This window comes from Allobranchiibius huperziae (assembly GCF_013410455.1).
Classification (GTDB): Bacteria; Actinomycetota; Actinomycetes; order Actinomycetales; family Dermatophilaceae; genus Allobranchiibius; species Allobranchiibius huperziae.
Genome location: NZ_JACCFW010000001.1, coordinates 2,352,961 through 2,365,072, shown reverse-complemented (window position 1 = coordinate 2,365,072; position 12,112 = coordinate 2,352,961). Strand labels below are relative to the sequence as shown.

12 protein-coding genes and 2 riboswitches are annotated in these 12,112 nt (G+C 70.5%); of the genes, 5 read left to right on the top strand and 7 right to left on the bottom strand.

The genetic code is table 11. From position 1 onward, the window contains the following. Positions 1–22 precede the first annotated feature (22 nt). Together dapB and HNR15_RS11075 are read left to right on the top strand one after the other, a co-directional pair. The gene (gene dapB / locus HNR15_RS11080) at positions 23–769 is read left to right on the top strand and encodes a 4-hydroxy-tetrahydrodipicolinate reductase (RefSeq protein WP_343048514.1); all 747 of its coding nucleotides are present in this window, start codon (positions 23–25) and stop codon (positions 767–769) included. An 88-nt stretch (positions 770–857) separates the two neighbouring features. After that, positions 858–1,286 carry a VOC family protein gene (locus tag HNR15_RS11075; RefSeq protein ID WP_179481743.1) on the top strand — a complete coding sequence of 143 codons (429 nt, stop codon included), beginning with the start codon at positions 858–860 and terminating at the stop codon, positions 1,284–1,286. 6 nt (positions 1,287–1,292) lie between these two features. On the opposite strand, the gene HNR15_RS11070 is transcribed toward HNR15_RS11075, so the two are convergent. From HNR15_RS11070 to HNR15_RS11060, 3 genes are read right to left on the bottom strand one after another with little or no spacing between them, the layout of a single operon-like run. Next, on the bottom strand, positions 1,293–1,838 hold the full coding sequence (locus HNR15_RS11070; protein ID WP_179481741.1) for a GNAT family N-acetyltransferase: 546 nt from the start codon (positions 1,836–1,838) through the stop codon (positions 1,293–1,295). Beyond that, complete coding sequence (locus HNR15_RS18640) at positions 1,831–2,760, bottom strand: dihydrofolate reductase (RefSeq protein WP_179481739.1); 930 nt, start codon at positions 2,758–2,760, stop codon at positions 1,831–1,833. The genes HNR15_RS11070 and HNR15_RS18640 overlap by 8 nt, the downstream gene beginning before the upstream one ends. Then, the gene (locus tag HNR15_RS11060; RefSeq protein WP_179481737.1) at positions 2,757–3,569 is read right to left on the bottom strand and encodes a thymidylate synthase; all 813 of its coding nucleotides are present in this window, start codon (positions 3,567–3,569) and stop codon (positions 2,757–2,759) included. Before HNR15_RS11060 ends, HNR15_RS18640 begins: the two co-directional genes overlap by 4 nt. Before the next feature lie 262 nt (positions 3,570–3,831). On the opposite strand from HNR15_RS11060, the gene dapA reads away from it, so the two are divergent. Together dapA and HNR15_RS11050 are read left to right on the top strand one after the other, a co-directional pair. Further along, positions 3,832–4,719, top strand: a complete 888-nt coding sequence (dapA, locus tag HNR15_RS11055) for a 4-hydroxy-tetrahydrodipicolinate synthase (RefSeq protein WP_179481735.1) — start codon at positions 3,832–3,834, stop codon at positions 4,717–4,719. After that, positions 4,716–6,398, top strand: a complete 1,683-nt coding sequence (locus HNR15_RS11050; RefSeq protein WP_179481733.1) for an RNase J family beta-CASP ribonuclease — start codon at positions 4,716–4,718, stop codon at positions 6,396–6,398. Before dapA ends, HNR15_RS11050 begins: the two co-directional genes overlap by 4 nt. A gap of 270 nt (positions 6,399–6,668) precedes the next feature. Here the strand turns inward: HNR15_RS11050 and HNR15_RS18635 are convergent, their stop codons facing one another. From HNR15_RS18635 to HNR15_RS11035, 3 genes are all read right to left on the bottom strand, one after another. Next, the gene (locus HNR15_RS18635) at positions 6,669–7,382 is read right to left on the bottom strand and encodes a LysM peptidoglycan-binding domain-containing protein (RefSeq protein ID WP_179481731.1); all 714 of its coding nucleotides are present in this window, start codon (positions 7,380–7,382) and stop codon (positions 6,669–6,671) included. 14 nt (positions 7,383–7,396) lie between these two features. Then, positions 7,397–7,554: riboswitch (cyclic di-AMP (ydaO/yuaA leader) on the bottom strand. A 505-nt stretch (positions 7,555–8,059) separates the two neighbouring features. Next, a complete protein-coding gene (locus tag HNR15_RS11040) occupies positions 8,060–8,803 on the bottom strand; it encodes a hypothetical protein (protein ID WP_179481729.1) in 744 nt (247 codons plus the stop codon). Beyond that, positions 8,800–9,459, bottom strand: coding sequence for a SatD family protein (locus tag HNR15_RS11035; RefSeq protein ID WP_218883666.1), 660 nt, complete (start codon positions 9,457–9,459; stop codon positions 8,800–8,802). Before HNR15_RS11035 ends, HNR15_RS11040 begins: the two co-directional genes overlap by 4 nt. A gap of 36 nt (positions 9,460–9,495) precedes the next feature. Here HNR15_RS11035 and HNR15_RS11030 point away from each other — a divergent pair, with 36 nt between their 5' ends. Further along, on the top strand, positions 9,496–10,458 hold the full coding sequence (locus HNR15_RS11030; RefSeq protein WP_179481727.1) for an endonuclease/exonuclease/phosphatase family protein: 963 nt from the start codon (positions 9,496–9,498) through the stop codon (positions 10,456–10,458). Between the two features lie 25 nt (positions 10,459–10,483). Here HNR15_RS11030 and HNR15_RS11025 read toward each other — a convergent pair whose 3' ends face one another. Then, positions 10,484–11,920 (bottom strand): aminotransferase class V-fold PLP-dependent enzyme, encoded by a 1,437-nt coding sequence (locus HNR15_RS11025; RefSeq protein ID WP_179481725.1) that lies wholly within the window; start codon positions 11,918–11,920, stop codon positions 10,484–10,486. Positions 11,921–11,972: 52 nt separating this feature from the next. Then, positions 11,973–12,087: riboswitch (SAM riboswitch) on the bottom strand. Positions 12,088–12,112 lie beyond the last annotated feature (25 nt).

Sequence of the window (12,112 nt, the reverse complement as noted above, 5' to 3'; positions counted from 1 at the left end):
CCACCCCCCTACCCTGGGCGCCGTGAGCGAACGCATCCCCGTAGCCGTCATCGGGTCCTCCGGTCGGATGGGATCGGCTGCCGTGCAGGCCATCGACGACGCAACGGATCTGGACCTGGTGGGTCGCTTCGGTCACGGCGATCCGCTCGGCGACCTGGGCGGCGCCAGTGTCGCGGTGGAGTTGACAACGCCCGATGCCTCGCCGGACAACGTCGCGCACTGCGTGGCTGCCGGCGTGCACTGCGTCGTCGGGACGACGGGCTGGTCGCCGCAGCGGCTGCAGGCGCTCGAGGCGCAGCTGGTCGACCACCCGCGGGTCGGCGTGCTCATCGCGCCCAACTTCGCGATCGGCGCGCTGCTGATGATGGCGTTCGCGCAGCGCGCCGCCCGGTTCTACGAGTCGGTGGAGATCATCGAGACCCACCACCCGGACAAGGTCGACGCACCCTCGGGTACGGCGGCGCGCACCGCGTCGCTGGTCGCGGCGGCCCGTGCAAGCGCCGGACTGGTCGACGTACCGGACGCGACCCGCACCGATCCGCACGGCGCTCGCGGTGCCCGCATCGACGGCATTCCCGTGCACGCGCTGCGGATGCGCGGACGGGTGGCGCACCAGGAGGTCGCCTTCGGCGCGGCGGGGGAGGCCCTCACGATCCGGCACGACTCCTTCGACCGGGTGAGCTTCATGCCCGGCGTGCTGGCCGCGGTGCGCGCGGTCGGCGACCGGCCGGGTCTGACCGTCGGACTGGAGCACCTTCTCGACCTGTGAGGTCAGCCGATCCCTGGCGCGGGCACGAGCGGCGTCGCTACGATGTGAACCCCGTTCACATCCACCTTCTCGCCCCGGAGGAGCCGCCATGGCCATCAGCCTCAACCCCTACCTGAACTTCAAAGGCCGCGCCCGCGAGGCGATGACCTTCTACGCCTCCGTCCTGGGCGGCACGCCCGACCTCGTCACCTTCGCGCAGTTCAAGATGCCGGTGCCGGCGGGGGAGGAGGAGAACATCATGCACGGCTACCTGCGGACCGAGAAGGGTCTGGAGCTGATGGGGGCCGACGTGCCGAGCACGATGCAGATGAATCCTGTCGGCGGGATGACCATCTCGCTGTCCGGTGAGGCCGACGACGACGACGAGCTCACGGCGTACTGGAAGGGCCTGTCCGAGGGCGCCAAGATCGACATGCCGCTGGAGAAGGCGCCGTGGGGCGCCAAGTTCGGCCAGCTGACCGACAAGTTCGGCGTGCCGTGGCTGGTGAACATCCAGTTGGAGCAGCCCGGCAGCTGAGCGGGCTCAGTCCTCGACGGGGCCGATCCAGGCGCGCAGGCGCACCTCGCGGGCCGCGCTGTCGCCGGGCAGCGCCCGCTCGCGCCAGGCGCCGTCCGCGGACAGCCCTGCCTGCTCGGCGAACCCGCGCGTCTGCTCGTCGAGGGCGAGCACCCATCCCTCGACCTGCCCGAAGTCGCCGGCTCGCAGGGTGTCGACCGCGGCGTTGAGCAGTCGTGAGCCGTGCCCGGAGCGCCGGTGGCTCGCCAGCACGCCGCCGACGAGGATCTCGCCGGTGCCCTCGTGCTCGCCGGGCCCGATGGCCACGAACCCGACGAGGTCGGCGCCCTGCGTAGCCACCAGCAGTCGGTGCAGCGGGCTCGGGGGACTGGTGAGCGACTCGGCCCACACCTGCGCGAAGGCCTCGGGCGTGAACTGCTCGAGCAACTCAGGCGACAGGAACATGCCGTACGCCTCGCGCCACAGCTGCGCCTGCACGGCGCCGACCGCGTCGGCATCGGTGGCGCGGGCGGTGCGGACCGCCGCGTCGGGGGTGGGGGTGAGGTCAGTCATAGGTCACATCGCCTGTGTCGAACGCCTGCGGCACGAGCCGCCGCGCAGTGGGGATCAAGGGCAGCCCGGCGGCCTCTTCACGGGTCACCCAACGGGTTTCGGTCACTTCGTCGGAGATGCCCGCCTCGCCTGAGACCGGGTGGGCGCGGAAGCAGACGCCGAAGATCTGGGTGTGGTGCCCGTCGGGGTAGGCGACCACGACGTTCGGGTCGGTGTACGCGGCCAGCACCCCGTCGATCGCGACCTCGAGACCGGTCTCCTCACGGGCCTCGCGGAGGGCGGCCTCCGACCAGGTCTCGCCGGCGTCGACGCCGCCACCGGGCAGGCACCACAGGCCGTTGTCCTCGCGGCGCGTGACGAGCAGCCGGCCCTCGTGCATGACCGCGACGCTGGCGCCGATCTTCTGCCGCGCCCCGCGGGCGATCCGGGGACCGTGCACGACCTGGGTGCGCGGCGTGACCCGGTCGTAGGTCAGGACGGTCCACCCGTCGTGGTCCTCGCGGGCACTTTCGCGCCAGGCCGGTGCGTCGTCGTAGGGCCAGCCGGGGAAGTAGGCGTCTCCGGCCGGCTCCTGCGGGATGAGGGAGAGCAGCAGCCGGTCGGCGTAGGGAAGTGCGAGTGCGTAGATCTGGGCTCCGCCCACGACGAAGAAGTCCTCGTCCTGCGTGAGTAGGAGGGCCTCGTCCAGGCTGCGCGCCACCTCCACGCCGTCGGCCCGGAAGTCCGGATCGCGGGTCAGCACGATCGACCGCCGCCCGGGTAGGGCGCCCATGGCCGCGAAGGTCTTGCGACCCATCAGCATCGGGTGGCCCATGGTCGCGGCCTTGAAGCCGCGCTGCTCGCCGGGGACGTGCCAGGGCATGTCACCGTCCCGGCCGATCACGCCGTTGCGGGCGACGGCGGCGATGAGGGTGATCGTCATACGGCGATCGGGGCCTTGATCGAGGGCGCGGCGACGTAGCCGTCGAGCTCGATGTCCTCCAGCTCGAACGTGTCGATCTGGGTGCGTGCCGGGTTGAGGCGCAGGGTCGGCAGCGGGCCGGGCGTGCGGCCCAGCTGTTCACGGGCCTGGTCGACGTGGTTGAGGTAGAGGTGCGCGTCGCCGATGGTGTGCACGAAGTCGCCGACCCCGAGTCCGGTGACCTGGGCGACCATCGAGGTCAGCAGCGCGTAGGAGGCGATGTTGAAGGGAACGCCGAGGAAGACGTCGGCCGAGCGCTGATAGAGCTGGCACGACAACCGGCGTACGCCGCCTGCATCCGGCGGCGCGACGTAGAACTGGAAGAGGGTGTGGCACGGGGGCAGGGCCATGTCGTCGACGTCGGCGACGTTCCATGCCGAGATCACGAGGCGGCGGGAGTCGGGGGTGGTGCGGATCGCGTCGATGATCCGCGCCAGCTGGTCGATGTGCCCGCCGTCGGGGGTCGGCCACGAGCGCCACTGGTGCCCGTAGATCGGCCCGAGGTCGCCGTTCTCATCGGCCCATTCGTCCCAGATCGAGATCTTGCGCTCGTGGAGCCACTCGACGTTGGTGTCGCCGCGCAGGAACCACAGCAGCTCACCGAAGATCGAGCGCAGGTGCAGCTTCTTGGTGGTCGTGACGGGGAAACCGGCGCTCAGGTCGAACCGCATCTGGTGGCCGAAGACCGACAAGGTGCCGGTGCCGGTGCGGTCGTCCTTGCGGGCGCCGTCGTGCAGGGTGCGCCGCAGCAGCGTCAGGTACTGATCCACGGCCCCGATGGTAGTGCCGGGGGCGACAGTGGCGGATCGCTCGCCATGGACATCGGCGTGCCCGCGTTAGTGTGACGCAGGTCACATCGATGTCCTGTAACGACTCCGGGAGTGGGCCGATGTACCGGGTGATCGCGTCGCTACCCGGACCCCCGAGCGGGTAGCGACGCGATCTTTCATCTCCCGGGTAGCTCCTGGGCAGCTCTCGGGCCGGGCCCACCGCAGGATCGGGGCAGCGGCTGCGCCCGATAGCCTTCGCCCTATGACGTCCACTCCGTTCGGCCGCACCGTCACCGCGATGGTGACCCCCATGCGCGAGGACGGCGCACTCGACCTGGACGGCACCCAACGCCTCGCGGCGTACCTGGCCGACCACGGCAACGACGGCCTGGTGGTCAACGGCACGACCGGGGAGTCCGCGACCACCACCGACGAGGAGAACGTCGCCGTCGTACGCGCCGTCGTCGAGGCCGTCGGCGACCGGGTGGCGGTCACCGCGGGTGTCGGCACCAACGACACCGCCCACTCGTGCCGTGCCGCCGAGGCGCTCGCCGCGGTCGGGGCCGACGCGGTCCTGATCGTCACGCCGTACTACAACAAACCGACCCAGGCCGGCATCGTCGAGCACTTCCGCGCGGTCGTCGGGGCCACCGGGCTCCCCGCGATGGCCTACGACATCCCCGGCCGCACCGGCACGGCCCTCGCGAGCGACACGATCCGCAGCCTGGCCCAGATCCCGGAGCTGGTTGCCGTCAAGGACGCCAAGGGCGACCTGTTCGCGGCCAGTCGGCTCATGCACGAGACCGACCTTCTGTGGTACTCCGGTGACGACGTGCTCAACCTTCCCTGGCTCGCCCTCGGCGCCGTGGGGGTCGTCAGCGTCGTCGGCCATGTCGCCGGGAGTCAGTACGCCGAGATGGTCGCCGCTGTCGACCGCGGCGACCTGCCGCGCGCCCGCGAGATCCACACCACGCTGATACCCGCCATCGAGGCGGTCATGAACACCACGCAGGGCGCGATCATGGCCAAGGCCGCCATGAGGATGCTCGGCGTGATCGAGTCCGATTTCTGCCGCCTGCCCCTGTTGCCGGCGGCACCCGAGCACCTCGACATTCTGCGCGAGGGCCTTCGCCGATCAGGAGTTCTGTGAGCCATCCCCACCCCGAACTGAGCGCGCCACCGCGCCTGCCCAAGGACGGCGTACGCGTCGTCGCCCTGGGCGGCCTGGGCGAGGTCGGTCGCAACATGACCGTCATCGAGTACGCCGGTCGGCTGCTCATCGTCGACTGCGGCGTCCTCTTCCCCGAGGACCACCCCGGCGTGGACCTGATCCTGCCGGACTTCCAGTACATCCGGGAGCGCCTCGACGACATCGACGCGATCGTCCTCACCCATGGGCACGAGGACCACATCGGCGCGGTGCCCTATCTGCTGAAGCTCAAGCCCGACATCCCCCTCGTCGGTTCGACGCTGACGCTGGCCCTGATCGAGGCCAAGCTCAAGGAGCACCGGATCACGCCCTACACCCTCGGCGTCAAGGAGGGCGACCGGGAGAAGCTCGGCCCGTTCGACTGCGAGTTCATCGCGGTCAACCACTCCATCCCCGACGCGCTCGCGGTCTTCATCCGCACGCCCGCCGGCACCCTGCTGCACACCGGCGACTTCAAGATGGACCAGCTGCCGCTGGACGGGCGGATCACCGACCTGCGGGCGTTCGCGCGGCTCGGCGAGGAGGGCGTCGACCTCTTCCTGACCGACTCCACCAACGCCGAGGTGCCGGGCTTCACCACTCCGGAACGCGACATCACGCCCGCCATCGAGCGCGTCTTCTCCGAGGCGTCCCGCCGGATCATCGTGGCGTGCTTCAGCTCGCACGTGCACCGCGTGCAGCAGGTGATCGACACGGCGTACAAGCACAAGCGCAAGGTCGCACTCGTCGGTCGCTCGATGGTGCGCAACATGGGCATCGCCGCCGACCTCGGCTACCTCACCATCCCCGACGGGGTGCTCGTCGACGTCAAGAAGCTCGACGACCTGCAGGACAACAAGATCGTGCTGGTCTGCACCGGTTCGCAGGGCGAGCCGATGGCTGCGCTGTCCCGCATGGCCAACCGCGATCACCGCATCGATGTCGGCCAGGGCGACACCGTGCTGATGGCCAGTTCCCTGATCCCGGGCAACGAGAACGCCGTCTACCGGGTGATCAACGGCCTGATGCGCCTCGGCGCGAATGTCGTGCACAAGGGCAACGCCATGGTGCATGTCTCCGGGCACGCCAGCGCGGGGGAGTTGCTCTACTGCTACAACATCGTCAAGCCGCGCAACGTGATGCCGGTGCACGGCGAATGGCGCCACCTGATCGCCAACGGCGACCTCGCCGTGAAGACCGGCGTGCCGCGCAGCAACGTCGTGCTCGCCGAGGACGGCGTCGTCGTCGACCTCGTGAAGGGCAAGGCCTCCATCACCGGCGCGGTGCCGTGCGGCTACATCTACGTCGACGGCTCGCTGGTGGGCACCACCGATGAGACCCTGCTGAAGGACCGCCGGATCCTGCGCGACGAGGGTTTCGTGACCGTCATCGTCGTACGCGACGCCGACACCGGGCAGATCGCGGCCGGACCGCAGATCCAGGCCCGCGGCTTCGCCGAGGGAGAGGCGGTCCTCGACGAAGTGCTGCCGAAGCTCGAGGCCGCCCTGGAGGAGGCCCGCCGCAAGGGCGTCACCGACTCCTACCAGTTGCAGCAGGTCATCCGCCGCACCGTGGGCTCGTTCATGGGCGGCAAGCTGCGCCGGCGTCCCATGATCATCCCGGTCGTCATCGACGCCTGAGTCACCCCACGAAGTTCTCCGCTTCGCTTCACCCGACGAGGTTTCTCCCCCGCTTCGCTCCTTCGAATACCTCGTCGGGGTCCGAAGCTTCGCTCCGATACTTCGCGGGGACCCCGAAGTAACCCCACGAAGTTCTCCGCTTCGCTCCGATACTTCGCGGGGACCCCGAACGTCACCCCACGAAGTTCTCCGCTACGTAGCCGAGAACTTCGTGGGGAGAAGAAGGAGGCCCGGACCGACGAGCGGTCCGGGCCTACTTCATGAGCGATCTCAGATGGACAGGTGCTGTCCGACGAAGATCAGGTTGGCGTTGTTCACAGTGCCCTTGTTCATGGCGAACAGGGCCTGCCAGCCACCCTTGACGTGGTACCGCTCAGCGAGCTTGCTGAGCGTGTCGCCGGCGTGCACCGTGATGACACGGCCGGTGGGCTGCGTACGCAGCTGCGGCGCAGCGGCGCGGTGCAGGTGCGTGCGCACCTGGGGAGCAGCGGCAACGTGACGGTAGGTACGCACCTGGGGTGCGACCGCGTGACGCTGCTTGACCACGGGGCGCGAGGCGCTGCGGCCGGGGTGCTTGACGACGGTGCGGGGGGTCGGGGTGGCGACGCCACCACCGCTGCTCGCGCCGTTGCCGGAGGTCAGGCCGGCCTTCTTGGAGCAGACCGGCCATGCGCCGGCGCCCTGGGAGGCGAGCACCTTCTGGGCGACCGCGATCTGTGCCGAACGGCTGGCGAGGTCCGCGCGAGCGGCATACGCCGTGCCGCCGTAGCCGGCCCAGGTCTGCTGGGTGAACTGCAGGCCACCGTAGAAGCCGTTGCCGGTGTTGATGGCCCAGTTGCCGCCGCTCTCACAAGCAGCGACGCGGTCCCACACGGAGCCGGAGGCAGCGTGTGCGCTGCCGGCGGCCGCGAGGCCGGTGCCGAGCATCGCGGTGCCGACGGCACCGACCGTGATCATGCGAGTCTTGGTGGAGATGTTCTTCATGTATGAACCAATGTCCCTTTCCTGACGCGCGCCTACGGAGTTAGCTGTCGGGTCGGGCGGTCAGGTGCCCTGCAGAAGTTCTCTGCTTAACCCCAGTGGGTCTCCATGCATGGAGACCCGGTTGGGTCCCCCGTCCTCGCCGTTCCCGGGACGTTCCCGGCAGATGGTGACACCGGGCGAGGTTAGGCGCGGTGCCACGAGGGCTGAATCGTGCCGTGGTGTGGCACGCCCCGAAAGTGGGCCGTTAGCACATCTAGTGCTGACGACCCGATGTGGACCACCGTACGTGCCGATGCCGCCCCTGCCAAACCCGCCTGGTCGACCGTCCGGTCGTGTCTGTGGCGGTCCTGTGAGCAAGCGGAAGCGCATCTGGGGGTTGAGATGTGATAGTTAGGAAGGCTATGTCCGAAACGCATGGACCGGGCGGCAGTGTGCGCCGAGGTCCAGCAGGTGGTGGCAGCGGCGGCCGAGCTCGTGCCGGATAAGTGCAATCTGCTTGCAACGGACCGGCACTGGGCGCCTGCGCAGTCCGCCCGCGGTCACGTGTCGACGCGGTGACCCTGTGGTCATGCCCTGGTGCGGGTGAGACGGACATCCACCGGATCCCCGTGGCACATTCCGAACCGCGGTGTGCTGAGCGGGGCCTAGGAACCGGGTGACCGATGTCACGCCCGTCCTCAGCGCAGGCCGACGATGCCGAGGGCGCCGAGCGCGACCAGCCAGCTGACGAAGCTGCCGACCAGGAAGTACTCGGTGACGGCATCGATGCCGAGGCCGGAGATCTCCTGGCGCGCCGATCGACGGGCCTGCAGCTCGGGGAAGCGGATGAGGCCCTTCGCGGCGATCACGAGCCCGGCCGCGGTGATCTGCCCGGCCATGCCGAGCCCGAGGATGAACAGGCGCTCCATCGGACCGAGCAGCCGACCGCCGCGCAGCTCGTCGGAGGGCTGCGGCTGGCCCTCCGGCTTCACCGCGCCGATCGCGGTCAGCACCAGGCGCACCAGCTCGTTGCCGGTGGCCAGCTGCACCGCTCCGAGGCCGAGCACCAGCAGGAAGCGGTCGGGCGACAGGTCGTGCAGCGTGGCGAACGCGCTGTGCCGCATCCAGTGGCCGAGCGCGCCGTCGGCGTGACTCGCGCTGCCCGCGGCGATCATCACGACCAGGACGCCCGCTCCGAGCAGGCACAGCGCCAGCGTCTCGCCGTGTCTGCTGCGCGCGGCGCGACCGGCCAGCCAGCGCCACGCGGCGGCGACCGCGGCAGCGAAGACCAGCAGCACGATGTCGGCGGCGTCGTGCAGGTCGGCCAACAGGGCGGCCACAAGGAGAACGAGCGGCCCCACGGCGTACGACGCCACGACGGACCGGACCCGCACCAGGTCGCCGACGCCGACGGCGAGCAGTAGTGCGCCGAGGATGCTCATCGGACGGAGGCGAGGTCGCGGGCGGCGTTCACAATGACTTCCAGGCCCGCGGCGCGGATGCGCTGGGAGATCGCCGACGGGGAGACGTCCTCGGCGCGTGCGATCTCCGTGCGGGACTCGCCTGCCACGAGGCGTTGCAGGATGCGCATGGCTCGTTCATCCAGCGATGAAAGCAGTTGGTCCTGACACACCAGGGCGGCGTTGACCGCTCCCGCGCTGGGGCCGTCGTCCTGCGCGGGGGTGTAGACGGTGCGTACGGCGTGCGTCGCCGGTCGTCGTTCGGCCGCCTGCGCGGCTTCGATCGCCTTGCGGGCGGCCCACCACGCCGGTCCGTCCTGGGTGCCGGCGCGGGCGTCCAGCACGGTGGCGCCTCCCCAGCTCAGCCCGAATCGCACCAGCGTCTCGGGCATCAGGCCCAGCCTGATCCGGAAGGCCGCCTCCAGCGCATTGCCGAGGGTTTCGTAGCTGGCCTGGAATTCATCACCTACCGTGATCCGCAGTGCGGTGGTCGCGGCCACCAGGTGGTCGGTGCGGCGCAAGGTGGAGACGAGGCGGGTGTGCAACGCATGGCGGTCGGGGGCGCCCCGGGAGTCCACGATGTCGCCGATCAGGGTGGCGCACGGGTCTGCGTGCTCAGCGGGCTTCACGTCCTGCATATGAAGATCATAGCTTCATAATGTCAAGATGAAGGAATGTTCTTGAAGTACGTCGCCCTCGTCGTGCTCTGCCTGGTGGCGCTGGTCGCAGCGTGCGGCATGGCGGCCCGCTGGATCGACGCCGACGGGGTCGCCCCGATCGTGCAGTCGATCTTCCCGCTCTTCGGCATCCTCGCGATAGCCGCGTTCGTCGCCGGCGTCGGCGTGACCGCCGTGGTCGGCCCGACGCGGCCCATGCTGATCGCCCTGGTGGGTCTGCTGCTCATCGCCGCGGTCCCTGTGGCGCTCGCGGTCCCGACCCTGGTGCCCCACACAGTGCACAGCCGGCCCGGCGACGAGGTGATCATGACCTCGAACATGGAGTTCGGTCAGGCGTCGGCGGCCCCCATCATGGCCGCGGTCCGGGCCCACCACGTCGACACGCTGGTGCTGGAGGAGGTCACACCGGATGCGCTCGAGCGTCTCGATGCTGCGGGTCTGCGCACCCTCCTGCCGCACCGGGTCGGTCGGACGCGCACCGACTTCCGCGGGACCGTGATCGCCAGCGCCCATCCGCTCACCGAGGAGAGCTCCTTCGTGCCGTACGACGGCGCGGGGATGCCGGTGGCGCGCGTGCAGACCCCGGAGGGCACCTACCTCCTGAGGGGCGTGCACACCTACGCCCCGCTGCCGAATCTCACGACCCGATGGCGCGCGGGTCTCGACGAGGTGCGTCGCTGGCGCGCCCGTCAGCCGATGGACATGCCGTTGGTGATCGCAGGCGACTTCAACGCCTCGACCGCGATGCCCGCCTTCCGCCGGGCCATCGCAGGGATGACCGACGCTCAACGGGCCACCGGCAGCGGCTGGGTCCGCACGTGGCCGAACGGGCGGTCGTTCCCGCCGTTCATCGCACTGGACCACATCCTGGTGCGCGACTTCGACGTCGTGGCCTCCGGGAGGGTCACGGTCGCCGATACCGACCACCGGGCCGTCTGGGCACGCGTCCGATTGCGCTAGGACGCCGGGGAGAGTCCGGGGCCCGTCACCAGGGGCAGGGGACGGACAGGTCGCGCGGGTCGTCGGCTGCGGTCCAGCCCGTGGACTCGTCGTAGGTGTAGTCCAGCGTGGGTCCGGCCTCCACCAGGCGGCGTACGCCGTCGACGAGGCGGCCCACGTGGTGGGCGCGGGTCGCGAGGCCGATGCTCGCCCGCACCGCGGTGGAGCCGTCGCCCAGGATGCTGTCGCACAGGAGGTGGGCGCAGAAGCGACCGTCGCGCACCGAGATGCCGTACTCGTCGGAGAGCACCAACGACACCAGCGCCGGGTCGTACCCGTCGACCGTGAAGGTCACCACACCCACGTTGGGGCGGTCCTCGCCGAGCACGCTGACCAGGCGGACGCCCGGGATGGAGCGCAGCCCGGTCCGCAACTGGTCGGCGAGGGCGGCCTCGTGGCGCTCGATCTCCTCGTGGTGGCGGCGCAGCGTCGCGCACGCAGCGGCGAGCGCGATGGCACCCACGGCGTTGGGCGTGCCGCCCTCGTGACGGGCCGCGCCGGAATGCCACGTGATGCGCTGATGACGCACGCGCGCCGTGGCGCCGCCTCCGGGCAGGTAGGGCGATGCGAGGTCCAGCCAGTCGCGTCGGCCGACGAGGACCCCGGCGCCGTAGGGCGCGTAGAGCTTGTGACCGGAGAACGCGACCCAGTCGGCGCCGAGGTCGGCGAGGTCGATCTCGCGGTGCGGCGCCAGCTGCGCGGCGTCGATGACCGTGCGCGCGCCGTACTCCTTGGCCGCGGCGATGAGTTCGCGCACCGGCCACACCTCACCGGTGACGTTGCACGCGCCGGTGATGACGACCAGCTTGCCGCGCGCGTCACTCGCGGCCAGCGCCGAGCGCAACAGCTGCACGGCGTCGGAGGCGCTGTTCGGGACCGCGAGGCGGGTGCAGTTGCGCCGCCCCCAGGGCAGCAGTGCGGCGTGGTGGGCCGACTCCCAGGCGAAGACCTGGGTGCCGCGGGGCACGCAGTGCGCCAGCAGGGCCAGGGCGTCGGTGGTGTTGCGGGTGAAGACGACCTCGTCGTCGGGGCGCGCTCCGACGAACTCGCCCACGGTCACCCGCGCCTGCTCGAACCAGCCGGTGGTCACCCGGCTCGGCAGGCCGGCGCCCCGGTGCACCGAGCCGTACGTCGGCAGTGCGGCATCGACGGCGTCGCGCACGCTGACCAGCGCCGGGGTGGTCGCCCCGTGGTCGAAGTTCGCGGCGTCCACAACAGTTCGGTGCACGGTGGGCACCCCGAGTTCGTGCGCCACGGTGAGCGGCAGGTGGGCCTGCACCTGGGGCACGCGGTGGGGCGGCAAGTCGCGGACGACGCGTAGCGCGGCGCGGGGCTCGCGGGGCTCGCGGGGTACGGCCGTGCCGTACTCGGTGCCGGAAGGGGTCTCGGTGTCGTGCTGGGTGTGTGTTGCCTGGACGGTCACGGGCAGCCTCTCGCCGTGGGACCAGCGGTCACCGGCAGCATGCCGATACGTCGGTCCGCGCTTGCCACGCGGCGGATGCGGCGTGGCCGGGTCGTCACTCGGAGCACCCCACCGCGGAGGAGGGTTGCCGCTCAGCTAGCCGAGGCTTGACGCTGAGACTCTTGACCTGCGACGAGGCTAACGGATGCGGTG

Bases quoted from the DNA above. Each gene is read 5' to 3' on its own strand.
- HNR15_RS11075 (WP_179481743.1), top strand. From the start codon at position 858: ATGGCCATCAGCCTCAACCCCTACCTGAACTTCAAAGGCCGCGCCCGC.
- HNR15_RS11070 (WP_179481741.1), bottom strand. From the start codon at position 1,838: ATGACTGACCTCACCCCCACCCCCGACGCGGCGGTCCGCACCGCCCGC.
- HNR15_RS18640 (WP_179481739.1), bottom strand. From the start codon at position 2,760: ATGACGATCACCCTCATCGCCGCCGTCGCCCGCAACGGCGTGATCGGC.
- dapA (WP_179481735.1), top strand. From the start codon at position 3,832: ATGACGTCCACTCCGTTCGGCCGCACCGTCACCGCGATGGTGACCCCC.
- HNR15_RS18635 (WP_179481731.1), bottom strand. From the start codon at position 7,382: ATGAAGAACATCTCCACCAAGACTCGCATGATCACGGTCGGTGCCGTC.
- HNR15_RS11040 (WP_179481729.1), bottom strand. From the start codon at position 8,803: ATGAGCATCCTCGGCGCACTACTGCTCGCCGTCGGCGTCGGCGACCTG.
- HNR15_RS11035 (WP_218883666.1), bottom strand. From the start codon at position 9,459: ATGCAGGACGTGAAGCCCGCTGAGCACGCAGACCCGTGCGCCACCCTG.
- HNR15_RS11030 (WP_179481727.1), top strand. From the start codon at position 9,496: ATGTTCTTGAAGTACGTCGCCCTCGTCGTGCTCTGCCTGGTGGCGCTG.